Here is a 22928-nt window from a genome sequence, read left to right as displayed (position 1 = left end):
CGCAACTTTGTTGCGATACGAAAGATACTGTTTCTCATTTGCCTTTATGGAATAATCCGCGTCCCCGATCTGCGGACCGCCCCTCGATGCTGCCGATACCCAGCCTGCTGCGCAGCTTTCAAGAGCACTACGACGACCTGCTGAAGTTTCTCACCCGGCGCATGAACGACCGCCAGCGGGCGGCGGACGTGGCCCAGGACACCTACCTTAAACTGCTCAAGGTCGAGCAGCAGGCGCTGGAGGTCCAGAACGATCGTCGCTTCATCTTTCGCGTGGCCGGCAACCTGGCCATCGACACCTTGCGTCGCGAACAGCGCCAGGGGGCCACTCTTGGCGATCCTCTGGAGCATGTCGAGGTCGTGGACCCGGCCCCGGCTCCAGAGGCGGTACTGCTGGCCAAGGAGCGCCTGGAGGTGCTCGACCAGGCTCTGCAACAGCTGTCCGACAATGCGCGCCAGGCCCTGCTGCTCAATCGCCTGGAGGGCCTGACCCAGGCCCAGATCGCTGTGCGGCTGGGCGTTTCCGAAAGCATGGTGGCAAAATACATCGGCCAGGCCCTGCGCCATTGCCGCGACTGGCTGCAACAGCACCATGAATGACTCCTTCCAGCGCGCTGCCGACACCACCATGACCGAAGACTCCGAGAACCTCGACGACGCCGCCATCGACTGGCTGGTGCTGCTGCACTCCGGCCAGGCCACCCCGGCCCAGCGCATGGCGTTCCAGCAATGGCGCCAGCGCAGCCCGGCCCACACCCGGGCGGCGGATGAGGCTCAACGGCTATGGGGTGACCTGGGCCAGACCCAGGCTGCACAGCAGCACCTGCAGGCTGCTCGCCCGGCAGCCACAGCCAGGTCCCATCACTGGTGGCCGGCGCTGGCCGCTTCGCTGCTGCTGGCCCTGGGCAGCGCCATCGGCTGGCAGCAATGGCCGGCCTGGACCTCGGACTACCACACCGGCGTGGGCCAGCAACAACACTTGACCCTGGCCGATGGCTCGCGGGTGATCCTCAACAGTGCCAGCGCCTTGTCGCTGGCTTATTCGGCGGGTGAGCGGCGGGTGATCCTGGAGCAGGGCGAGGCGCTGTTCGAGCCACAGGCCGATGGGCAGCGACCGTTTGTGGTTCAGGTTCGTGACCAGCGCCTGCTGGGGGCGGGCGGAGCGTTCAGCGTGCGCCGCGATGGCGACCGGCTGACGGTGGTGGTGCGCGAGGGCCAGGTGCAATTCACCGGCGATCATGCCCCGGTACTGCTGCAGGCCGACCAGTGCCTGCAGTACCAGGCCGGCCAGCCGCTGCTGGCCCAACAGCAGGTGGATGCCAGCAGCCTGACCGCCTGGCAGCGCGGCAAGTTGATTTTCAACGGCCGGCCCCTGGGTGAGGTGATCGGCGAACTGGAGCGCTACCAGCATGGGCGCATCCTGGTTTCCGACCGGCAATTGGCGGACCTGGCCATCAGCGGCGTGTTCGACCTCAACGATCCCCAGGGTTCGCTGCGCACCTTGCAGCAACGCTATCCCTTGCAGATCACCTACTTGCCCTGGCTGGCACTGCTGCACTGAATTTTTTTGCAGTGGGGACTGCAAGTTCCTTTCCGGCCAATCGTCGTAGTGAGACTGAGAAGGCAATCATTCTCATTGACGTCATTTCAACGGGCTGGGAAGGAACACGTGAAAGCTATGTTCAAGCTGTCGATACTCGGGCGCGGTCAACACCTGGTGCGCCGCACATTACTGGCCCAGGCCGTGCTTGCCGGGGCCCTGGGCCCATTGTTGGCCCAGGCGCAACCGCCATTGCCGGCCAGCCAGGCCGGTGCAGCCCAGGAACGCCGCGTGTCGTTGCAGTTGCCGGCCCAGCCCCTGGACCAGGCCCTGACCCGTTTCGCCGACCAGGCCGACCTGCGCTTGCTGTACACCACCAGTGATGTGGCGGGCTTGCAGGCACCGGCCCTCGCCGGTGAAGTCACCATCGCCCAGGCCCTGCAAGCCCTGCTGGCCGGCAGTGGCATGGGCTGGTCGTTCAGCGATGGGCGCACGGTCATCCTGCGTCGTGCCGAGCCTGCGGCGAGCAGCCTCAATCTCAAGCCGACCCAGGTCACCGTGGCGTCGCGTACCAGCACCGCCATCAGCGAGATCCCCGGCACCGTCTGGGTGGTGGAGCAGAGCCAGTTGCGCGAACAGCTGGAGACGGGCGTCAGCCTCAAGGAAGCCATCGGCAAGCTGGTGCCGGGCCTGGACCTGGCGCCGGAAGGCCGTACCAACTATGGCCAGAACATGCGCGGGCGCAACGTGCTGGTGATGATCGACGGGGTCAGCCAGAACAGCTCCCGGGGCTTGTCGCGCCAGTTCGACAGCATCTCGCCGTTCAACGTCGAACGTGTGGAAGTGCTGTCCGGGGCCAGCGCGATCTATGGCGGTGGCGCCACCGGCGGCATCATCAATATCGTCACCAAGAAAGGCGAGCCGGGTCCGGCGCGTTTCGAGACCCAGATCGGTGCCAGCAGCGGCTTCAACAACAGCGACGACTTGACCACCCGTATCGCCCAGTCGGTGAGCGGCGGCAACGAAGCCATCAGCGGCCGCCTGGCCGTGGCCGGTGAGCAGAACCAGGCGTTCTACGATGGTGCCGGCAAGCAGATCTTCATCGACAACACCCAGACCGACCTGCAGTACAACCGCACCATCGACCTGATGGGCAGCCTGGCCATGAACTTCAACGAGGAGCAGAGCCTGGACCTCTTGGCCCAGTACTACGACTCGGGCAACCACGGCAGCACCGGGATCTACTTTCCCAACCTCAAGAACCAGGCCCCCTCGAACCTGGAAGACGCTAAGTTGCGTGGCGGCTACTCCACCGACCTGGAACCGCGCACCCGGCGCCTGTTGCTTAATGCCAACTACCACCACGCCGATGTGCTGGGCCAGGATTTCTACCTGCAGGCCTCGTATCGCAAGGAAAACGACAACTTCTATCCGTTTCCCTACTACAACACCGGCAAGCCGACCGGTTCCAAGGGCGTGTACTTCGCCGCCTCGCAGCAGAACTTCGAGGTCAGCAGCCTCAAGGCGCTGTTCGCCAAGGAGTTCGAGACCGTCAAGCTGACCTATGGCGTGGACCTGGATCGCGAGCGTTTCAACGCCGAGCAGAGCACGTTCGACCAGCGTGTGTCTTCAGAGAGTGGTGGCCTGGACCTGGTGACCCAGGGCAAGGCGGCGCGCTATCCCAGCTACCGGGTCGATGGCCTGTCCGCCTATACCCAGCTGGATTGGCACGCCACGGACAACCTGACGGTGTCCGGTGGTTATCGGCGCCAGCAGATGGACGTGGATGTCGGGCGGTTCAAGAACGTGCCGGGGGGCAACAATGATTACCAGGTCAACCTGTTCAACCTGGGCACCATCTATGACTTCAAGAACGGCCACCAGGTCTGGGTCAACTACGGGGAGGGCTTCGATCTGCCGGACCCGGCCAAGTTCTACGGCAAGCCGGGGCTGAGCGTCGACGACAACCCCCTGGCCGGGATCAAGAGTCGCCAGGTGGAAACCGGCTGGCGCTTCTCCGATAGCGACTGGGATGCCCAGGCGGCGCTGTACTACATCTGGTCGGACAAGGTCATCACCACCGACAACGCGACCCTGACCATCGACGTCAAGGACCAGAAGAGCCGCGACTACGGTTTCGAAAGCGCCCTGACCCGGCATTTCGAGAGCGGCTGGGAGGCGGGTGGCACCCTGCACCTGGTGCGTTCCGAGGAGGAGGGCAAGAACGGCGGCTGGATCAAGCGCGATGCGCGCTACGCCTCGCTGTCCAAGTCCACGGCCTTCATCGGCTGGAAGGGCGATAGCCAAAGCGTGCGCCTGCAGGGCAACCATGCCTTCACCCTCAAGGACGATGCCGACCACACCATCGACGGCTACACCACCTTCGACCTGCTGGGCAGCCAGGACACCGGCTTCGGCACCTTCAGCGGTGGCATCCAGAACCTGCTGAACAAACAGTACAGCACGGTCTGGGGCCAGCGCGCGAAGCTGTTCTACTCGCCGACCTACGGGCCCGAGTACCTCTATGACTACCAGGGGCGTGGCCGCACCTACACCCTGAGCTGGTCCATGGCCTATTGATTTACCGCTGAGCCGGTAGCCGTTGCCGAGGTGGCGTCGCGATCGCCGCAACTCGATCTGCCTGCTTCATCGGTGCCCGCTGCGCGGGCATATGCAGCCTTCGGCAGCGGCTAGATGGAGCTGCTGTAGCCGCTGCCGAGTGTGCGAGGCCACGCAGCGGTCGCAGGGTCGTGCCTGCTGACAGTTTCTGTCAGGAGGCTCTGCTATCCTGCGGCGGTTTTTTCAAGGGAGTCCATCCAGCGTGTCGCGAGCCAGTCGATTACTCACCCTGTTGCAGATGTTGCGCGGCAAGAGCCGTCCGGTCACTGCCGCGACCCTGGCGGCGGAGCTGGAGGTGTCCGAGCGCACGCTGTATCGCGACATCGCCGAACTCACGGCCCTGGGCGCGCCGATCTATGGTGAGGCTGGAATCGGTTATGTCTTGCGTAGCGGACTATTCCTGCCGCCGCTGATGCTCAATCCCGACGAGACCGAGGCGGTGGTCCTGGGCCTGCGTTATGTCGATCAGCGTGGTGATGAAGAGTTGAGCAAGGCCGCCGCCGATGCCATGGCCAAGATCGCCGCCGTGCTGGCCCCGGCGGCCCAGGACGCGTTGCGCAACCCGACGCTGCTGGCGGGGCCGGCAGGTTATGGGTTTCCCGATAATCTTGTGTCGCTGAACGTATTCCGCCAGGCGATCCGGCACCAGGCCAAGCTGCTGATCGACTATGCCGATGTCAACCAGGTGCCCAGCCAGAGACTGGTCTGGCCCCTGGCCCTGGGGTTTCTCAACGAGGCTCGGGTGATCATCACCTGGTGCGAGTTGCGGGGCGACTATCGGACTTTTCGTACCGATCGCGTGGCTGCGGCATTGGAGCTGGACGAGACCTATCCGGGGCGTCGCAGCGATTGGTTGCGTGGCTGGCGCAAGCGTATGCAAAGCGAGGAAGCCAAGCGCTTCACTCCTGACAAGAAATGACGCGCCGGGCTCTTAACATGCCGCTCCCATTCACTAGCAGGAGCTCTTCTCATGTCAGCCATCAATCAATCCGGGCACAGTGAGCACCCTGTGGCGAAGGTCCTGTTGGCCCCGGCGATCGTTGCCTATATTGCCGCCACCAACAGTGGCGACAGCTCCCGGGCCGCGGCGATCTTCGCGCCCAAGGCCCAGGTGTTCGATGAGCGTGAGTACCGGGTCGGCCCGCAGGATATCGCGCGCTGGATGGATGACAGCCACCGCCACAGGCGCTGTCGGCTGGAAGTCGTCGCAGTGCAGCAGCGCCCCGACAAGGTGCTGCTGGACGGTCGGATCTGCGGCGATTTCCCCGGCAGCCCACAGTCGCTGCGCCAGGTATTTCGCCTGGATGAGCAAGGGCTGATCGCACGGTTGGATATATCCCGCTGAGGGTGATGGCATACTGTCGCTCTTTGCCAGGAAGCGTTGCCCGATGCCCTTCGATTCTCCCTTGAGTGCCTACCAGTATGCCCTGGAGCATGACGGCTTCGTTGCCGATCCGGCCCAGGCCCGGGCGGTGCAGGCCTTGCAGCGTTGCCATGAGGACTTGCACCACCAGCGCAAGGAGACACAGGGCGTCTATCTATGGGGCGCGGTAGGGCGGGGCAAGACCTGGTTGATGGACCAGTTCTACCAGGGCCTCAAGGTACCGGCGCGACGCCAGCACTTTCATCACTTCATGGGGTGGGTGCATCAACGGTCGTTCCAGTTGACCGGTACCGCCGATCCTTTGCAGGCCTTGGCCCGGGAGTTGGCCGAAGAGGTGCGGGTGCTGTGTTTTGACGAGCTGTTCGTCAATGACATCGGTGATGCGATCATCCTTGGGCGCCTATTCCAGGTGATGTTCGAGCAGGGCGTGGTGATGGTCTGCACGTCCAACCAACCTCCCGAGCAGCTTTATGCCGACGGTTTCAACCGTGGGCGTTTCATTCCGGCGATCGAGGCCATCACCCGATACATGCAGGTGGTGGCGGTGGATGGCGAGCAGGATCATCGCCTGCATCCTGGAACCGCTACGCAACGCTATTGGGTTGGCGCGCCAGGCCAGGCCAGTGCCCTGGAGCCGTGCTTCCAGGGCTTGAGCGCCGGACAGGCCGTTTCCCGCGAGCCGGTGCTGCTTGGCTATCGTGAGGTCGTGGTGATCAAGGCTGCCGAATCGGTGATCTGGTGCCGTTTTGCCGATCTGTGCGAGCAGCCGTTTTCTGCCATGGACTTCATGGCCCTGTGCGACCGCTACAGCGCGATCATGCTCAGTGAGGTGCCTTGCCTGAGCGCCCAGCAGCGCCCGGGGCGCATTGCCCGTGGCACCGAGGACGGCGCCGAACGGGTCGTAGCAGGGGACCGCGAATTGCCGCAGCTGTCGATTCATGACGATGCGGTGCGACGCTTCATCGCGCTGGTGGATGAATGCTACGACCGTAAGGTGCCCCTCTATCTGGAGGCTCACGTCGCGATGGAACAGCTGTATACCGAAGGCTACCTGGAGTTTGCGTTTCGCCGGACCTTGAGCCGACTGCAGGAAATGCAATTGCAGCGTTTTGGCTCACCCGAGGTTTCTCGCCGGGAAACCGTTCCGGCTACGGTTCATCCTGGCCATTGATTAGGATTTTTCCGTAGGGGGCAGGTGAAAATCTTCGTTTGCTCACATGCTCCGCCTACAATCCGAGCTGCCTGAGCCGCCAGTGCTCACTTTCAATGCATCGATCGAGGATGAACATGGACGTTGCCGATGTCGTGGTGTTGCAAGCCAGCTACAGCAATCCGGTGCATGCCGAAGCCATAGGCGTGCTACTGAGTCACTATGCCGAAGGCCCCATGGGCGGAGGCTGTTCCCTGGCAGTGGACCAGCTACAGCAACTGCCAGAGGAGCTGGCCAAGCGGCCGCAAGCATTCAGTGTGCTGGCTTTCGCGGGTGGGCAACCAGTGGGGTTGGTGAACTGTTTCGAGGGTTTTTCTACCTTCGCCTGCCGGCCCCTGGTGAATGTCCATGACGTGGTGGTGCTCGATGCCTTCCGCGGTCAGGGCCTGAGCAAGCGCATGCTGCAAAAGGTCGAGGACATCGCTCGCCAGCGTGGCTGCTGCAAGATCACCCTGGAGGTACTGGAAGGCAATGCAAGGGCCCAGGCGGCCTATAAGGCTTGCGGTTTTGCCAGCGCGATGCTCGATCCTGCCTATGGCCGCATGCTGTTCTGGAGCAAATCCTTGTAATGCCAGGCACCACGCCTTCGCCAGCCAGAGAGACGGAAACCGCCTGGGGCGTTTTCCTGGTTTTCCTGCGCTTGGGGCTGAGCTCGTTCGGTGGGCCGGTGGCGCACCTGGGTTACTTCCGCCAGGAGTTCGTCCAGCGTCGTCGTTGGCTGGGGGAGGCCGCCTACGCCGAGCTGGTTGCCCTGTGCCAGTTTCTTCCGGGGCCGGCCAGTAGCCAGGTGGGCATGGCCTTGGGCTTGTCCAGGGCCGGGGTGCCAGGCGCTGTGGCTGCATGGGCCGGGTTCACCTTGCCTTCGGCATTGCTCATGACCCTGTTGGCGTTGGGGGTGGGCGCGGGGATACCGGCGGGGGTGTTGCAGGGGCTGCAGCTAGTGGCCGTGGCGGTGGTGATCCAGGCCTTGTGGAGCATGGCGCGCAGCTTGTGTCGCGGGCCGTTGCGGATCGCCATTGCCGTATTGGCAGCACTGCTGGTGTTGCGTTGGCCGGGACTGCAGGTTCAGTTGCTGGTGATGTTACTGGCAGCACTGCTTGGCAGGGGGCTGATCAAGCCGCTGTTCGTCGCGGGGCTCGAGGTCCCATCCAAGCCTTCCAGTCGACGCCTGGGAGCTATGGCCCTGGGCCTGGCACTGGGGTTGCTGGTGCTGTTGCCGGTCCTGGCAGCGCTTTGGCCGAATCGACTCTTGAGCTTGTTCGATGGCTTCTATCGCGTTGGCGCGCTGGTCTTTGGTGGCGGCCATGTCGTGCTGCCACTGCTGCAGGCCCAGGTCGTTGAACCTGGGTGGCTTGGCAACTCACTGTTCCTGGCCGGTTACGCCAGCGCCCAGGCACTGCCGGGGCCGCTGTTCAGTGTCGCGGCGTTTCTCGGGGCCGCCATCGATGGCTGGAGCGCAGCCCTGGTTTGCCTGGTGGCGATCTTTTTGCCGGGGCTGCTCTTGGTGATAGGCGTGCTGCCATTCTGGCAAGCGCTACGCCACCGCCAGGGGCTCCAGGCGGCGCTGGCCGGAGTCAATGCCGCAGTGGTGGGGTTGTTGGCTGCTGCCCTTTACCAGCCGTTGTGGCGCCAGAGCGTCACCGGTCCAGTGGAACTGTTGCTGGTGTTGCTGGCCCTGGTGTTATGCAGTATCCGGATTCCGCCTTGGTTCCTGGTGCTTCTGGGGGCTGCAGCAGGGGCCTGGCTGCTCTAGCCGATCGCGGCTAGAGGTCGTGGTGCGCGGGGCCGAGCTTGGGAAACACCAGGCGGAACTCGGTCTGGCCGTCCTCTACGCTGCTGACCTCGGCTTGCCCCTCATGCAGGCTCATGATCGAGCGGACGATCGCCAACCCCAGGCCTGTACCACCTTCGGCGCGAGTGCGGCTGCTGTCGATCCGGTAGAAACGCTCGAACAGATGAGGCAGGTGGCAGGCGGCGATGCCCGCTCCCGGGTTGCTCACGGTCAGGTTGACGGTTTGTAGTCGTGGTTCGACTCCCAGCTCGATACGGCTTCCGGGCGGGCTATGACGGATGGCATTGGACAACAAGTTGGAAATCGCTCGCTGGATCATCAACCGATCGCCCAGGACCCAGGCATCGCCACTCAAATGCAGCTGAACGTGCTTGTCCTCGGCGCTCAGGGCGAACAGGTCCATGACCTTGCGGGCTTCCACCCGTAGCGACACCCGGGCGAAGCGCGCCTGGGAAGCGGGTTGGCTGACCTGGGCCAGGAGCAGCATGTCAGCGACGATCCGGGTCACGCGTTCCAGCTCCTCGATGCTGGCCTCCAGCACGGCCTTGTATTCCTGGGGCGGGCGTTCGCGAGATAGGGTCACCTGGGCCTTGCCCATCAGATTGCTGATGGGCGAGCGCAGCTCGTGGGCCAGATCGTCGGAGAACTGCGACAGGCGCTGCACTCCTCCGTCCAGGCGTTGCAGCATGACATTGATGCCCTGGCCCAGCTCCGCCAGCTCCCGTGGCAGGCGCTCCAGGTTCAGGCGATGGGTGAGGTCCTGGGTCGTGACCTTCGCCGCGACGCGGGTGAACTGCTGCAGCGGCAGCAAGCCGCGTTGCACCAGCCACCAGGCGCCGATACCGATCAACAGCAGGAGTAGCGGCAAGGCAATCACCGTTGAGCGCAGGTAGGCACTGAGCAAGGCCTGGTCATTGCTTCGATCGAGACTCAGGATCACCCGTACCTGTTCGCCATTGCGCAGTGGCATGGCTTGCGATGCGCTGAGTAGCTGCCTGCCACGGCTATCGTTCCATTCCAGATAAGCGCTGCCGGTGGCTTTCTTCAAGGTGTCGGGCAGGGGCTGTTGGCCGATGCCGCCGACGTCCAGCAAAGGTTCTGTCTGAGGGGCGCTGCCCAGCACCGAGAGTTGCAGGTTGTCGTGCCCCATCACCAGATCCAGCAGGGAGTGGGGGCGGGCGGCCAGGTCGCTGCTCTTGAGATCGCTGAGGAGGCTGTGCTGGATCTGTTCCAGCTTGCTGCGCAAGCTCTTGCGCGCCAGGTTGTCCAGTTCATGGTTCAAGGACAGGTAGGCCAAGGTGGCCAGCAGCAACACCAGCGCTGCCCCCATCAGACTGACGGTCAGCCCCAGGCGCATGGACAAGCTGCTGTTGGTGGGCGAGGGCGGGTGGGTGTTCATTGGCGTATTTCCAGTACATAGCCAACGCCGCGCAGGGTATGGATCAGCTTGAGCTCACTGGCATCGTCGATCTTCGCCCGCAGGCGACTGATGGACACTTCCACCACGTTGGTATCGCAGTCGAAGTTCATGTCCCAGACCAGGGAAATGATTTGTGTGCGAGTCAGGACTTCTCCCGAATGTCGCATCAGAACATGCAACAGGGTGAATTCCTTGGTCGTCAGGTCGATACGACGATCACCGCGATAAGCCCGGTGGCGCCTGGGATCAAGTTGCAAGTCGGCAACTTGCAATACTTCTGGTTGAGCCACAGGTTCACTACGACGCATCAGGGTTCGGACGCGAGCCAGTAACTCCGGGAATTGAAATGGTTTGACCAGATAATCGTCGGCCCCCATATCCAGGCCCCTGACTTTGTCTTCAAGGCGCCCTCGGGCCGTTAGCATCATGACTCTAGCGGTGTATTGACGATGCATGTTCGCCAGCACTTGCCAGCCATCCTTGCCCGGCAGATTTACATCAAGTATCACCAACTCGTAGGGTTGTTGTTCGATCAGGTGTAGTCCATCTACTCCGTTGTTGGCACGATCGACGATATAGCCACTTTCGGTGAGTCCCTGATGTAAGTAGTCAGCTGTTTTCGGTTCGTCTTCAATCACTAGAATGCGCATGGTCTTTATCCTCTTCAACTGCTTGGGCTTTATCCGATGGTTCGATGATGAAGCCTAAAGTAGCTACAGGGTCAATAAAGTAATCCAGATAATTCAATGGATTAGATCTGTTCTCGACGACTGGCATGCGTCCTGTCAGAACATTCATATTCGATTTTCAGGCGCAATAGAGGCTCAGGAAATACCCTGGGGCTTATTGTTTCCTTTCGTGTCTTGAGGAGAGGTCCTATCCAGTTGGCTTGGATGTTAAGTGAGTTAAATCGACAGGTGCGCCAGGTTACAAGGTTGTAATGTCGCGGTAATTGCCGTGAAAGAATTAACGCGATAAGAAAAGGCGCCTATGCAGGCGCCTGGAAGTCCGCTCCTCAAACCGATGGCGGTCCGGAGCAGAGAGTGGTTTGTACTGAGTCAGGCATCGGGCTGTTGGGTTCTTTGTTGTTCTTGTTTGGCATCCGATGTTGAGTATTGCGAGGTAGATTGCTGCTTTTCGGTCTTGGCAGTATTTGCGGCTTGGGTGCCGTGGATTTGCTGCTGATTGACACGGAAGTTCTGATAGAACTGTTGTACGCGCTCGGAACCACCCTCAGCGAAGGCTGCGCTGGAGCCGACCAGGATCAGGCCGCTGAGTACAATAGTCGAGAGTTTCATGCTGTATTTCCTGCTTAAGAGTATTCGGTACTTGCCCCATCCCTGAATAACAAGTGACGGGGGAAGTTAAACTCGATTCTATTAAGTCAGGGTTAACGTCAGCCTGATTCGATCATTACATTATTGACATGGTGTTTCCGCCAGGGCGCCTGCTGTCCGTTACGGTGGCTATGCAGGCGTGAGCGCAGCCCGGTATCGAGGGCCATTGCGGCCCTCTATTCGTGGCTTACTGCTGGACCACCGCGTTGTCGGTGGGGGCCTTGGGTTTCATCAGGCTGAAATCGATCAATGGCTTGTTCTGGCGGGTATAGGGATCGCCGATCAGCAAGGGGCGCGGCTTGAAGCTGTCGCTGACCAGGCTGCGGGTACGGTCCAGTTCATCGAAGCTCAGGCCGGCCAGATCGGCCCAGGTATGAATCAGTTGCGAGCTCATATAAGGGCGATTGAGATCGGAGGCGAAGCTCCAATCGTGGGTTTCCCGCCATTTGGGCGATGCCCAGGCCATGAACGGAATGGTGTACATCGGCGCGGTGGGCTTGCCTTCGTTGCGCCCAAGGGTGTCATGTCCAGCTGAGTCGAACACGTCCTCACCATGGTCCGAGAGGTACAGCAGGAAACCGTTGGGGTCGGTCTTGGCGTAGTCCTTGATCAGGCTGGACACCACGAAATCGTTATACAACACGGCATTGTCGTAGCTGTTGTAGGTTGGAACCTGGTCGTCGTGCAGAGTCGGCGGTACGCCCTGGCGATCGGTGAACTTGTCGAAGCTGGGCGGGTAGCGGTACTGGTAACTCATGTGCGTGCCCAGCAGATGGACCACGATGAACTTGCGCGGTGCGCTATCGGCCAGGGCCTTGGAAAACGGCTCCAGTACATCGCCATCGTATTGGCGGGCGTTCTGGTTGCGATTGTTGTTCAGGTACACCTGCTCGTCCGCCTGCTCGGAGAAAGTGGTGAGCATGGTGTTGCGCTTGGTCATGGTCTGCTGGTTGGTGATCCAGTAGGTCTTGTAGCCGGCCTGTTTCATCACGCTGACCAGGGACGGAGTCTTGAGGTACAGGTCGGGGTTTTCTTCGTTGGCGAAGGTCAGTACCTGCTGCAGGGCCTCAATGGTGTAGGGGCGCGGGGTGATGACGTTGTTGAAAACCGCCATCTGGTCCTTGAGCTTGTCCAGTTCAGGGGTGGTCTGGCGCGGATAGCCGTAGAGGCTCATGCGTTGGCGGTTGGTGGATTCGCCGATCACCAGCACCAGGGTGGCCGGCTGATTGGCCATGCTGTCCTTGAGGTTGGTCAGGGGCGGGATCTTGCTCACGCTATGGAGCATGCCCTGCATGTTGTCCAGTTGTTCGCGATAGCGGCGATAGGCGACCACCATCTGCCACGGTACCGCGGGCTCGATGCGGGTCTCGAATTTTTCCAGGCCCTCGGCCAGGGTGGCGGTGCGGGAAATCTGCTTGACCAGCGGGTAGCCGACAATGGCCACCAGGATCGCCACCGCTGCCGCCAAGGCTTGAAGCCGGGGCATATAGACCGGGCGCAGGCGAGTCCAGAGAAAGATGGCGAAAGCGGTGTGGGCCAGGAATGCCAGCAGCATCCACCAGGCAAAGTACTGGGTCAGGTATTCACCGGCTTCCGAGGGGTTGGACTCGAACATGATGAAGATGACGCTTTGCGAGAACTCCTGCTGGTAGACGAAGAAGTAGCCCAGGCTGGCCATGGAGCACGCCCAGAGCACAACGCCGATGATCGCGGCCATGAGCTTGGTGCGTGAAGGAAACAGCAGCAGCGGTGCCAGCCAGACGGCACTCATGATGAAGGCCTGGCGGAAACCGGTGAAGCCTGAGGTGCCGGTCAGCTGGATCAGCAGTTGGGTGATGCCGGAGAAGTACCAAAAGAACAGGAAGAGCCAGAGCAGGCCCATCCAGTCGAAACCTTTCGCAGGCGTGTCACCGCCACCGCGTTTGAACAATGCCATTCAGCGCTCCCCAGAAAACCATGATCATTGCGCGCCTGCTCAGCGCTGCAAATGAAGGCCGTCGTTTGTATCAAGACGGCCACAATGGCCGGGAGTATCGAGAGCCAAGTGTGAAAAGTTTGTCGGTAGAACGTTGGATTTTTGTGGCGCACGACCCGGCACCGGCTAGCTCCCTATGCTTGGGGCCAGGACCGGTCGTTATGGTTTGCGGGGCGTTAGTGCGAAGGCGTGCGCTGCTGATTCTGTAACTGCAGGCGCAATTGTGCGAGCTCCTGTTGCAGTTGCTCACGTTCTGCCTGGAGTTGACGCAGTTCGTCGCGTCGAATAGTGACGTACAGGGTCTGTGCAGGTCGTGCAGGTACTACGGTGCCCATCGCTTCACCTCGCAAATGGTGTCTCTGAACTATGCTCCGCTGTCTGCGTCCTTGCTCCAAGCGCCATGGCAGTCGGTGCAGCACCTGCTGGATCAAGGCGGCAGGCTGTCCGACGGGGGCAATTCTATTTATTTTCTGGCTCAAGTGAACTTTTTTATTTTTCATGGTCCTTGTGCCTTCGCGGTGAACAGGGGCGTTATTCACCCGAGAATTTGGAAACTTCAGCGTTGGTGGCGGGACTAATCTTCAAGCAACTCGTGCCAATCCGGGACGAACGGTCGGGATTGACCGCAGCTGGAAGCAAAAACTCGCCTGATGACGGAAGATTGCGCTGTCTTGAGGTCTCTTGCCTTGTATAGTTGCGCACCTTGAGGTTTTCACCTGGGCCCTTCGCTGGGCTATACATTTTTGATCTGGATTTTTGCAGTAGGAGCATCAGCACATGCAACTGGGGATTATTGGACTGGGCCGCATGGGCGGCAACATTGCACGGCGCCTGATGCTCAATGGGCACGAGACCGTGGTCTTCGACCGCAATACCGACTTCGTCGACACCCTGGCCGCCGAGGGCGCCAAGGGTGTCGCTGACCTGCCAGAGCTGGTGGCCGGCCTGCAACAGCCTCGCGCGGTGTGGGTCATGCTGCCAGCTGGCGCACCCACCGAGGAAACCATCGACACCCTGAGCCAGTTGCTGGAGCCGGGCGACGTGATCATCGATGGCGGCAACACCTATTACAAGGATGACATCCGTCGCGCTCGCGACCTGGCGCACAAAGGCCTGAAGTACATTGACGTGGGTACTTCCGGCGGAGTCTGGGGCCTGGAGCGCGGCTACTGCATGATGATCGGCGGTGATGCCGACGAAGTCCTGCGCCTGGACCCGCTGTTTGCCGCCCTGGCGCCTGGCATGGGTTCGATCCCTCGGACCAAGGACCGGGTCGCTACCGATGATCGCGCCGAGCGTGGCTATATCCATGCCGGTCCTGCCGGTTCCGGGCATTTCGTCAAGATGATCCACAACGGTATCGAGTACGGCATGATGCAGGCCTTCGCCGAGGGCTTCGACATCCTCAAGACCAAGGCCTCGGAGACGCTGCCGGAAGACCAGCGCTTCGATCTCAATGTCGCCGATATCGCCGAGGTCTGGCGTCGTGGCAGCGTGGTGTCCTCCTGGCTGCTGGACTTGACTGCCGACGCCCTGGCCAGCGATCCAAAGCTCGATGGGTTCTCCGGTTCGGTAGCCGATAGCGGTGAAGGACGCTGGACCATCGAGGCGGCCATGGAGCAAGCGGTGCCGGTACCGGTCCTGTCCAATTCGTTGTTCTCCCGCTACCGTTCCCGTGGCCAGGGCACCTATGGTGACAAGGTGTTGTCGGCCATGCGCTTCGGCTTCGGCGGCCATGTGGAGACTGGGAAGAAATGACCTCAGAGCGAAGGAAGTCCAAGGCGTTACCGGCGCCGGCGACCACGTTGTTTCTGTTCGGAGCCCGTGGTGACCTGGTCAAGCGCTTGCTGATGCCAGCGCTGTACAACCTCAGTCGCGATGGTTTGCTGGATGACGGGCTGCGGATTGTCGGTGTCGACCACAATGCGGTGAGCGACGCCGAGTTCGCCACCTTGCTGGAAAACTTCCTTCGCGATGAAGTGCTGAACAAGCAGGGCCAAGGCGCCTCCATCGACGTGGATGCCTGGGCCCGCTTGACCCGGGGTATCAGTTACGTCCAGGGCGATTTCCTGGACGATGCCACCTATGCCGAGCTGGCGGCCCGGATCGCCGCCAGCGGTACGGGCAATGCGGTGTTCTACCTGGCGACCGCGCCACGGTTCTTCAGTGAAGTGGTGCAGCGCCTGGGAGCGGCGGGGCTGCTCAAGGAGAGTCCCGAGGCCTTTCGCCGGGTGGTGATCGAGAAGCCCTTCGGCTCCGACCTGCCCACTGCCGAAGCGCTCAATGCCTGCCTGCTCAAGGTCATGGGCGAGAAACAGATCTATCGTATTGACCATTACCTGGGCAAGGAAACGGTCCAGAACATTCTGGTCAGTCGTTTTTCCAATAGCCTGTTCGAGGCGTTCTGGAACAACCATTACATCGACCACGTGCAGATCACGGCGGCGGAAACCGTCGGGGTGGAAACCCGTGGCAGCTTTTATGAACACACCGGTGCCCTTCGGGACATGGTGCCCAACCACTTGTTCCAGTTACTGGCGATGGTGGCCATGGAGCCGCCAGCGGCTTTTGGTGCCGACGCGGTGCGCGGCGAAAAGGCCAAGGTCGTCGGGGCCATTCGTCCCTGGTCGCCCGAGGAAGCCCGGGCCAATTCCGTGCGCGGCCAGTACAGCAGCGGCCTGGTGGCGGGCAAGGCGCTGGCCGGGTACCGCGATGAAAGCAACGTGGCTCCCGATAGCAATACCGAGACCTACGTTGCCCTGAAGGTCATGATCGATAACTGGCGCTGGGTCGGAGTGCCGTTCTATCTGCGTACCGGCAAGCGCATGAGCGTGCGCGACACCGAGATCGTCATCTGCTTCAAGCCTGCGCCCTATGCGCAGTTTCGCGATACCGAGGTCGAACGCTTGATGCCGACGTACCTGCGGATCCAGATTCAGCCCGATGAGGGCATGTGGTTCGACCTGCTGGCGAAGAAACCCGGGCCGACCCTGGACATGGCCAGCATCGAGTCGGGCTTCGCCTACAAGGATTTCTTCGAGATGCAGCCGTCCACCGGCTACGAGACGCTGATCTATGACTGCCTGATCGGCGATCAGACGCTGTTCCAGCGGGCAGACAATATCGAGAACGGCTGGCGTGCGGTGCAACCCTTCCTCGATGCCTGGAAGCAGGATGCAACGCTGCAGCAATATCCGGCCGGTAGTGACGGCCCAGCGGCTGGCGATCAACTGCTGGCCCGGGACGGACGCGTCTGGCGCCCTCTTGGATGAACAGTGCGGCCCACTATCCCATCGCTCTGGTGCTCAGCGATATGGACGGCACTTTGTTGCGCCCGGATCACAGCCTCAGCCCGCGGACCCTCGCCGCGGTGCAGGCCCTGCATGAGGCCGGCATCGGCTTCAGCCTGGCGAGCGGTCGCCCGCCACGAGCCATGAGGCAACAGATTGAAACCCTGGGTGTCGAGCTGCCTTGCGCCGGCTTCAATGGCGGCAGCATTGTCCATCCCGATGGTCGCTACCTGGCACGCCACCATGTACCGGTGGCGGCAGCCGTGACGGCCTTGCTGTTGTTCGCCCCCTATGCAGAGGTCGAGACCTGGGTCTTTGCTGACAACCAGTGGCTGGTGCGCGATCCGCACGGTCCGTTGCTACCCCTGGAGCAGCAGGCCCTGGGTTATGCGCCGCAAGTGGTGGACAGTTTCGAGGACTACCTGCACTGCATCGACAAGGTCGTGGCAGCCAGCAGTGACTGGCGCTTGCTGGTGGAGCTGGAGGCGCGCCTGCAACAACAGACGGCAGGGCAGGCCCAGGTCTCGCGTTCTCAACCACGGTTCCTGGACGTTACCGCGGTTCAGGCGGACAAGGGCCAGGCCCTGGAGACACTGGCCCAATACCTCGGGGTGCCGCTGGAGCGCACTGCGGCCCTGGGCGATGGCGGTAATGACCCGGCGATGTTCCAACGTGCCGGGCTGTCGATCGCCATGGGCCAGGCCGAAGAGCAGGTCAAGCGCCAGGCTGACGTGATCACCGGCAGTAACCTGGAAGATGGCGCTGCCGAGGCGATCGAGCGTTACATTCTGCTGCGTTGAGTCTTCAGGCCCGGGCGCGACCCCCTAGGTCGCACCGTGCCAGCGCCTGCCGAGCCTTTCCTAGAGCCAGTAGCTGACGGCATACCAGCCCAGTACGCCCATCACCAGGGTATAGGGCAGGGCCATCCACACCATCCGTCCATAGGACAGGCGCACCAGCGGCGCGATTGCCGAGGTCAGCAGGAACAGGAACGCCGCCTGGCCATTGGGAGTAGCCACGCTGGGCAGGTTGGTGCCGGTATTGATGGCGATGGCCAGGGTCTCGAAATGTTCGCGGCTCATCTGCCCGTTCAGGAAGGCTTGCTTGACCTCGGTGATATAGATAGTGGCGACGAACACGTTGTCGCTGATGGCCGAGAGCAGGCCATTGGCGATGAACAGCATGCCAGGCTGGCTATCGGCGGGCAGCGCCAGGACCCACTGGATCAATGGCGTGAACAGTTGCTGCTGGTGGATTACCGCGACCACCGCAAAGAACACCACCAGCAGTGCGGTGAAGGGCATGGCGTCCTTGAAGGCGTTGCCCAGGCGGTGTTCGTCGGTGATCCCGGTGAAGGCGGTGATCAGTACGATCACCAGCAGGCCGATCAGTCCGACCTCGGCCACATGCAGGGCCAGGCCAATGATCAGGATCAGTGCGGCCAGCCCCTGCACCAGCAAGGCTGCGCGCTGACGGGGCGTACGCTGGGCATCGTCTTCGGCGGCGTAGTTGGCCAGTACCTGGCGGACATTGTCCGGCAGCAGGGTGCCGTAGCCGAACCAGCGCAGTTTCTCCAACAGCACACAAGTCACCAGCCCGGCGGCCAGTACCGGCAGGGAGACGGGCGCCACCTTGCTGAAGAAATCGACAAAGTGCCAGCCCATTTCATGGCCGATCAGCAGGTTCTGGGGTTCGCCCACCAGGGTGCAGACGCCCCCCAGGGCAGTGCCCACGGCACCATGCATCAGCAGGCTGCGCAGGAAGGCACGGAATTGTTCCAGGTCACCGTGATGCAGCGCCGGCAAGTGCTGGTCGTCGCCGTAGGCGCTGTCCTGGCGTGGATCGTTGCCTGTTGCTACCCGGTGATAAACGGAATAGAAGCCGACCGCCGCGCTGATGATCACTGCGGTGACTGTCAGGGCGTCGAGAAACGCCGAGAGAAAGGCTGAGAGAAAACAGAACAGCAAACCCAGCAAGGCCTTGGAACGCACCCCCAGCAGCAACCGGGAGAACAGAAACAACAGCAACTCTTTCATGAAGTAGATGCCGGCGACCATGAACATCAGCAGCAGGATCACCGGGAAGTTGTGCACCAGTTCCTCGTACAACGCTTCAGGCGTGGCCATGCCCAACAGCATCGCTTGCACCAGCAACAATCCGCCAGGCATCAAGGGGTAGCACTTGAGAGCCATGGCCAGGGTGAAGATGAATTCGATCACCAGGCACCAGCCGGCAGCGGCGGGGCTGATGCAGAAGAACAGCAGGGGATTGAGCACCAGGAACGCGACAATGCTTGCCTTGTACCAGCGGGGTGAGTGGCCGAGAAAATTGTGGGTGAACGCCTGGGCCATTGAGCCGGACATTGGCTGCTCCTTGTAGTGAGAAGGGCGCAAGTTGCCGCAAGCAGGATTGAGAATCAAGAAACGATGAAATCTTTTGCCACAATCTCGCGTTTCGGCAGTCATCAAGGCTGGAGCAACGAGGCGGAGCAGGGTGAGTCGCGTCGACCAACAGTCATTGACCGCTGAATTTGCCTTGTCTAGGGTCGTGGGTGGTTGAGGAACAACCAAGGCCATGATGTTTCAGTGCTGTTGCGGTTCAACTACCACCTTTTGAGGTGGATCTATTCGAAACTAACGCAAGCATGGCCAGGCATCGGTATTCGGTCTTGCAGGAGTGGCAAGAACATAAAGGGACTTATCATGAAATCGATATCAAGGTATCTGCTGTCTTTGTGTCTGGGCACGATCATTCTTGGACATGGAGGCTTGGTCGGCGCCTCTCAGCTTGTTCCGGCATTCGGATTGGCAAACGAGCAGTTTGCCAAGACGGCAGGGCCCTACAATGTTTCCACCAATGCAGTACTTGGTGACTGTCGTGGGTTATTGGGGGTATTGGCCAGGATCCTGCTGCTGGATAACAGTGTTCAATGCAATCAGTCTTTTCCTTATGGTTTCTCCAATCCGATTTCCACCAGTGTTTATTACCCTTCCAATATAAAGACCCTGGACAAGTTGCCGGTGATCAATTTCGTCGGCGGTATTCTTTCCAACCAGGGACAATATACGAATCTGCTGCGGCTATGGGCGAGCTACGGTTTCATCGTGGTGGTGTCTTCCGACTTCATCAATACCGCGCCGAGCATGCATGTCCTGGGGGCTGTCGAGTTGAGCAAGCTCAATCAGGACCCGACCTCGCCGCTGTTTGGCAAGGTCGACCTGTCACGCACCATCGTGGCCGGGCATTCGGCGGGAGGAGGGGCTTCGATCCTGTCTTCGAGCCTTGCGCCAGAGACCTTGAGGGCCATCGACCCGCAGTTGAGTTTCATCGGCTCCCTGCCGATCGAGCCCGGGCCGATCGGCCTTGGCTCGACGGTGAGGACTCCAACACTGGTGCTCACCGGTGCGGCAGATGTGGTGGTACCGGCCTGGGCATGGCCCAGGTTGTGGCAAGGCGGCCTGATCAGGACGGTGCCGGGGTGGAGCGCCACGGCCCATAACGCTACGCATTTCAGCCCGGTGCGGGTTGTCAGGGAAAACGAATTCGCGGGTATCACTACCGCGTGGGTGTTGTACGTGGCTAAGAATGATCCGGCGGCCAGGGAATATTTTGTGGGCAAGGACTACAAGCTGGCGCAGGACCCGCAGTTCATTCGCTTGATCTTCAACCCACTTCGAGTGCAACGCAATGAAGTGGCCGATGAGCTGCAATAGAAGGTGTGGGCTGTATAGATGAGCTGGCCGGGAACAGGTCGATCCTGTTTCCCGGTAAATCCAAGACCAAGGCGTTAAATGGCCCGGATCATGTTTGGCTCAGGGAGCACTGAACTCGGGTGTTTTTTTCATTGAATATTCTTCCAATATCTAATCGATATGGGTTAGTAGCGCCGTTGCAATCAGGGACAGTGTCGAGTTCATGGGTACGGCATCAAGTTATTGCAATGCCAATGTCACTGCATTGTTATTTGCTGTGAATACTTTGCATGCAGCGTCCTATATCGCGCTGCAACCATAAGGATTCAATGACCCATGCCCAGTCTTACACGCAGGAAGCTCTTGCAGGCGGCCGCCATCGGCTCGTTCTTTTCATCCTTGCCGCTGTCCATTCGCCAAGCCCTGGCCATACCGGCGAACAACCGCACGGGGACAATCAAGGACGTCGAACATGTCGTCATCCTGATGCAGGAAAACCGCTCCTTCGATCATTACTTCGGCACCTTTCCCGGGGTTCGCGGCTTCAGTGATCGCTTCACCATTCCGTTGTCCGGCCAGCGCGATGTCTGGGAGCAGCAGGGCAAAGGCCGGATCGTCATGCCGTATCACCTGGACAGTTCCCGTGGCAATGCCCAGCGGGTCAGTGGCACGCCGCATACCTGGCCTGACGCCCATGCGGCCTGGAGTGATGGGCGCATGAATGCCTGGCCGACGCACAAGACCAGCACGTCCATGGGTTACTACCGCGAGCAGGAATTGCCTTTCCAGTTCGCCCTGGCCAATACCTTCACCCTGTGCGACGCCTATCACTGTTCGGTGCATGCGGGCACCAACCCCAATCGGCTGTTTCTCTGGACCGGCAGCAATGGTGCGTCCGCGGCCCAGGTGGCTGCGGTGGTCAATGAATGGGACGGTCCGGGGCCAACCAACGTTGGCTACAGCTGGAAAACCTACCCCGAGCGGTTGGAGGAGCAAGGGGTCAGCTGGAAGGTCTACCAGCATCTGCCGGATAACTTTGGCGACAACCCCTTGGCTGGCTTTCGCCAGTACCGTGCAGCCAGCGTACAGGTGGGCAATCCGGCCCAGCCCCCCAGTGGCTTCAATGCCTACGTGCCTTATAGCGATGCGCTCAATGCCGTGGCGCCCTTGTACAAGGGCAACGGCAATACCCTGCCAGCCAGCAGTGGCAGCAACCTGGAAGCGATCATCGCCGGGTTTCGCAACGACGTGCAGGCGGGCAAGCTGCCCCAGGTCAGCTGGATCGTGGCCCCGGCGGCCTACTCGGAGCATCCCGGGCCATCGAGCCCGGTACAGGGTGGCTGGTTCGCCCAGGAGATCCTGCAGGCCCTGACCAGCAATCCCGAGGTCTGGAGCAAGACCGTGCTGTTGCTGACCTACGATGAAAACGATGGCTTCTTCGACCACGTACCGTCGCCTTCGGCACCTTCCCAACGCCAGGACGGCAGCTTTGCCGGCAAATCGACGCTAGGTTTCGACAACGAGTTGTTCAAGCACCCGGCGCCACCGGGCTCGACCCAGCAACCACGCCCCGATGGCGGCGTGTATGGGCCCGGGCCACGGGTACCGATGCTGGTGCTTTCGCCCTGGAGTCGCGGCGGCTGGGTCAACTCGCAGGTGTTCGATCACACCTCGGTCCTGCAATTTTTGGAAAAACGCTTCGGTGTTCGTGAGCCGAACATCAGTGCCTGGCGTCGCGCGGTATGTGGCGACCTGATCTCGGCGTTCAACTTCGTCGACCCCAACCATGAACCACTGCCAGCGTTGCAGACCACCACGCGCCAGGCCGCCGACAGCCTGCGCCAGCGTCAGGAAAAGCTGTTGCCCGTGCCGGTGCCATCGGCCAGCAAGCAGTTGCCTCCGGTACAGAAACGCCTGGCCCGTCCTTCGCGAGCCCTGCCATACCGGCTGCATGTCGACAGCCAACTCGACCCCAAGACCCGGAGTTTGTCCCTGAGCCTGCAGAACACGGGCGAGCAAGGGGCGGTGTTCCATGTCTACGATTGCCTGCGCCTGAGCGATATTCCACGGCGTTACACCGTGGAGGCCGGCAAGGCGCTGCAGGACAGTTGGTCGGTGGTGGAGCGCTATCAGCTATGGGTATTGGGGCCGAACGGCTTTCACCGCAGTTTTCACGGCCAGTTGCAGTTGCGCCAGCCCGAACTGCTAGTGACTTCCAGCCACAATCAGTTGCAACTGACCCTGAGCAACCCTGGAGAGCATGCGGTATCGATCTCTATCGACCGTTGCCCCTATACCCAGCAGGGGCCGTGGACATTGTCGGTGCCTGCCGGGGCGCAGGTGCGCCAGGTGTTTGCCTGCGAGTCCAGCGGCGGTTGGTATGACCTGACATTGCACAGTGAGGGTGGCTGGCTGCGCCGCGTGGCCGGGCGTCTGGAAACCGGCGCCCATAGCATCAGTGATCCATTGATGGGGCAGGGGTGAGGGCTGGTCCCGGTGAACGGGTTTTGTACGCCGGCCATGCGCTTTTCGAGGGGGCGGCCTAAAGACAAACCGGTTCTTTACTGGGAAGGTCTTCGCACAGGTGCAGGCACGGGATAGTCACTGTGAGAATGAAACTACCGCCTGCTGCAGGAATGCCAAAAGCAACTAATGCTGCATGGCAGAAGT

At 61.1% G+C, this 22928-nt stretch carries 19 protein-coding genes; 13 read left to right on the top strand and 6 right to left on the bottom strand.

Going from position 1 to position 22928, the window contains the following annotated elements:
* The first annotated feature begins 86 nt into the window (after positions 1-86).
* From C4K39_RS25560 to chrA, 8 genes are all read left to right on the top strand, one after another.
* Positions 87-599 carry an RNA polymerase sigma factor gene (locus tag C4K39_RS25560; protein WP_068587049.1) on the top strand — a complete coding sequence of 171 codons (513 nt, stop codon included), beginning with the start codon at positions 87-89 and terminating at the stop codon, positions 597-599.
* Entirely contained in the window at positions 592-1560 is a 969-nt protein-coding gene (locus C4K39_RS25555) for a FecR family protein (RefSeq protein WP_164487326.1), read from the top strand. The genes C4K39_RS25560 and C4K39_RS25555 overlap by 8 nt, the downstream gene beginning before the upstream one ends.
* Positions 1561-1677: 117 nt before the next feature.
* Positions 1678-4119 carry a TonB-dependent receptor gene (locus C4K39_RS25550; protein ID WP_124348397.1) on the top strand — a complete coding sequence of 814 codons (2442 nt, stop codon included), beginning with the start codon at positions 1678-1680 and terminating at the stop codon, positions 4117-4119.
* 241 nt (positions 4120-4360) lie between these two features.
* Entirely contained in the window at positions 4361-5077 is a 717-nt protein-coding gene (locus C4K39_RS25545; RefSeq protein WP_124347727.1) for a helix-turn-helix transcriptional regulator, read from the top strand.
* A 51-nt stretch (positions 5078-5128) separates the two neighbouring features.
* Positions 5129-5503 carry a nuclear transport factor 2 family protein gene (locus C4K39_RS25540; protein WP_068586658.1) on the top strand — a complete coding sequence of 125 codons (375 nt, stop codon included), beginning with the start codon at positions 5129-5131 and terminating at the stop codon, positions 5501-5503.
* 43 nt (positions 5504-5546) lie between these two features.
* The gene (gene zapE / locus C4K39_RS25535) at positions 5547-6713 is read left to right on the top strand and encodes a cell division protein ZapE (protein ID WP_124347726.1); all 1167 of its coding nucleotides are present in this window, start codon (positions 5547-5549) and stop codon (positions 6711-6713) included.
* 116 nt (positions 6714-6829) lie between these two features.
* Complete coding sequence (locus C4K39_RS25530; RefSeq protein ID WP_068586652.1) at positions 6830-7321, top strand: GNAT family N-acetyltransferase; 492 nt, start codon at positions 6830-6832, stop codon at positions 7319-7321.
* On the top strand, positions 7321-8505 hold the full coding sequence (gene chrA / locus C4K39_RS25525) for a chromate efflux transporter (RefSeq protein ID WP_124347725.1): 1185 nt from the start codon (positions 7321-7323) through the stop codon (positions 8503-8505). Before C4K39_RS25530 ends, chrA begins: the two co-directional genes overlap by 1 nt.
* Before the next feature lie 10 nt (positions 8506-8515).
* Here the strand turns inward: chrA and C4K39_RS25520 are convergent, their stop codons facing one another.
* The 5 genes from C4K39_RS25520 to C4K39_RS31590 all read right to left on the bottom strand — a co-directional run bounded on the left by C4K39_RS25520 (position 8516) and on the right by C4K39_RS31590 (position 13611).
* Positions 8516-9943 (bottom strand): heavy metal sensor histidine kinase, encoded by a 1428-nt coding sequence (locus C4K39_RS25520; RefSeq protein WP_124347724.1) that lies wholly within the window; start codon positions 9941-9943, stop codon positions 8516-8518.
* Positions 9940-10614 (bottom strand): heavy metal response regulator transcription factor, encoded by a 675-nt coding sequence (locus C4K39_RS25515; RefSeq protein WP_068586640.1) that lies wholly within the window; start codon positions 10612-10614, stop codon positions 9940-9942. The genes C4K39_RS25520 and C4K39_RS25515 overlap by 4 nt, the downstream gene beginning before the upstream one ends.
* Before the next feature lie 408 nt (positions 10615-11022).
* The gene (locus tag C4K39_RS25510) at positions 11023-11262 is read right to left on the bottom strand and encodes a DUF2790 domain-containing protein (protein WP_124347723.1); all 240 of its coding nucleotides are present in this window, start codon (positions 11260-11262) and stop codon (positions 11023-11025) included.
* A gap of 226 nt (positions 11263-11488) precedes the next feature.
* A complete protein-coding gene (locus tag C4K39_RS25505; protein ID WP_124347722.1) occupies positions 11489-13237 on the bottom strand; it encodes a phosphoethanolamine transferase CptA in 1749 nt (582 codons plus the stop codon).
* A gap of 215 nt (positions 13238-13452) precedes the next feature.
* On the bottom strand, positions 13453-13611 hold the full coding sequence (locus tag C4K39_RS31590) for a DUF6026 family protein (RefSeq protein WP_164487325.1): 159 nt from the start codon (positions 13609-13611) through the stop codon (positions 13453-13455).
* A gap of 442 nt (positions 13612-14053) precedes the next feature.
* Here C4K39_RS31590 and gnd point away from each other — a divergent pair, with 442 nt between their 5' ends.
* From gnd to C4K39_RS25490, 3 genes are read left to right on the top strand one after another with little or no spacing between them, the layout of a single operon-like run.
* Positions 14054-15034: a phosphogluconate dehydrogenase (NAD(+)-dependent, decarboxylating) gene (gene gnd, locus C4K39_RS25500; RefSeq protein ID WP_124347721.1), complete on the top strand. Its 981-nt coding sequence runs from the start codon at positions 14054-14056 to the stop codon at positions 15032-15034.
* Positions 15031-16548 carry a glucose-6-phosphate dehydrogenase gene (zwf, locus tag C4K39_RS25495; protein WP_068586625.1) on the top strand — a complete coding sequence of 506 codons (1518 nt, stop codon included), beginning with the start codon at positions 15031-15033 and terminating at the stop codon, positions 16546-16548. Before gnd ends, zwf begins: the two co-directional genes overlap by 4 nt.
* Positions 16545-17366: a Cof-type HAD-IIB family hydrolase gene (locus C4K39_RS25490; protein WP_124347720.1), complete on the top strand. Its 822-nt coding sequence runs from the start codon at positions 16545-16547 to the stop codon at positions 17364-17366. Before zwf ends, C4K39_RS25490 begins: the two co-directional genes overlap by 4 nt.
* 60 nt (positions 17367-17426) lie before the next feature.
* Here C4K39_RS25490 and nhaB read toward each other — a convergent pair whose 3' ends face one another.
* The gene (gene nhaB / locus C4K39_RS25485; protein ID WP_124347719.1) at positions 17427-18929 is read right to left on the bottom strand and encodes a sodium/proton antiporter NhaB; all 1503 of its coding nucleotides are present in this window, start codon (positions 18927-18929) and stop codon (positions 17427-17429) included.
* A 339-nt stretch (positions 18930-19268) separates the two neighbouring features.
* Between nhaB and C4K39_RS25480 the strand changes: the two genes are divergently transcribed.
* Together C4K39_RS25480 and C4K39_RS25475 are read left to right on the top strand one after the other, a co-directional pair.
* A complete protein-coding gene (locus C4K39_RS25480; RefSeq protein WP_068586616.1) occupies positions 19269-20279 on the top strand; it encodes a poly(ethylene terephthalate) hydrolase family protein in 1011 nt (336 codons plus the stop codon).
* Between the two features lie 315 nt (positions 20280-20594).
* Positions 20595-22742, top strand: a complete 2148-nt coding sequence (locus tag C4K39_RS25475; RefSeq protein WP_124347718.1) for a phosphocholine-specific phospholipase C — start codon at positions 20595-20597, stop codon at positions 22740-22742.
* Positions 22743-22928 lie beyond the last annotated feature (186 nt).

This window comes from Pseudomonas sessilinigenes (assembly GCF_003850565.1).
GTDB lineage: Bacteria > Pseudomonadota > Gammaproteobacteria > Pseudomonadales > Pseudomonadaceae > Aquipseudomonas > Aquipseudomonas sessilinigenes.
This window is presented reverse-complemented; position numbering and strand designations above follow the sequence as displayed.

Excerpts from the sequence above, each read along its gene's own strand:
- C4K39_RS25530 (WP_068586652.1), top strand. The coding sequence starts at position 6,830 with ATGGACGTTGCCGATGTCGTGGTGTTGCAAGCCAGCTACAGCAATCCG.
- C4K39_RS25540 (WP_068586658.1), top strand. The coding sequence starts at position 5,129 with ATGTCAGCCATCAATCAATCCGGGCACAGTGAGCACCCTGTGGCGAAG.
- zwf (WP_068586625.1), top strand. The coding sequence starts at position 15,031 with ATGACCTCAGAGCGAAGGAAGTCCAAGGCGTTACCGGCGCCGGCGACC.
- C4K39_RS25505 (WP_124347722.1), bottom strand. The coding sequence starts at position 13,237 with ATGGCATTGTTCAAACGCGGTGGCGGTGACACGCCTGCGAAAGGTTTC.
- chrA (WP_124347725.1), top strand. The coding sequence starts at position 7,321 with ATGCCAGGCACCACGCCTTCGCCAGCCAGAGAGACGGAAACCGCCTGG.
- C4K39_RS25490 (WP_124347720.1), top strand. The coding sequence starts at position 16,545 with ATGAACAGTGCGGCCCACTATCCCATCGCTCTGGTGCTCAGCGATATG.
- C4K39_RS25475 (WP_124347718.1), top strand. The coding sequence starts at position 20,595 with ATGCCCAGTCTTACACGCAGGAAGCTCTTGCAGGCGGCCGCCATCGGC.
- C4K39_RS31590 (WP_164487325.1), bottom strand. The coding sequence starts at position 13,611 with ATGGGCACCGTAGTACCTGCACGACCTGCACAGACCCTGTACGTCACT.
- C4K39_RS25510 (WP_124347723.1), bottom strand. The coding sequence starts at position 11,262 with ATGAAACTCTCGACTATTGTACTCAGCGGCCTGATCCTGGTCGGCTCC.
- C4K39_RS25520 (WP_124347724.1), bottom strand. The coding sequence starts at position 9,943 with ATGAACACCCACCCGCCCTCGCCCACCAACAGCAGCTTGTCCATGCGC.
- C4K39_RS25515 (WP_068586640.1), bottom strand. The coding sequence starts at position 10,614 with ATGCGCATTCTAGTGATTGAAGACGAACCGAAAACAGCTGACTACTTA.
- nhaB (WP_124347719.1), bottom strand. The coding sequence starts at position 18,929 with ATGTCCGGCTCAATGGCCCAGGCGTTCACCCACAATTTTCTCGGCCAC.
- C4K39_RS25480 (WP_068586616.1), top strand. The coding sequence starts at position 19,269 with ATGAAATCGATATCAAGGTATCTGCTGTCTTTGTGTCTGGGCACGATC.
- C4K39_RS25550 (WP_124348397.1), top strand. The coding sequence starts at position 1,678 with ATGTTCAAGCTGTCGATACTCGGGCGCGGTCAACACCTGGTGCGCCGC.
- gnd (WP_124347721.1), top strand. The coding sequence starts at position 14,054 with ATGCAACTGGGGATTATTGGACTGGGCCGCATGGGCGGCAACATTGCA.
- C4K39_RS25560 (WP_068587049.1), top strand. The coding sequence starts at position 87 with ATGCTGCCGATACCCAGCCTGCTGCGCAGCTTTCAAGAGCACTACGAC.
- zapE (WP_124347726.1), top strand. The coding sequence starts at position 5,547 with ATGCCCTTCGATTCTCCCTTGAGTGCCTACCAGTATGCCCTGGAGCAT.
- C4K39_RS25555 (WP_164487326.1), top strand. The coding sequence starts at position 592 with ATGAATGACTCCTTCCAGCGCGCTGCCGACACCACCATGACCGAAGAC.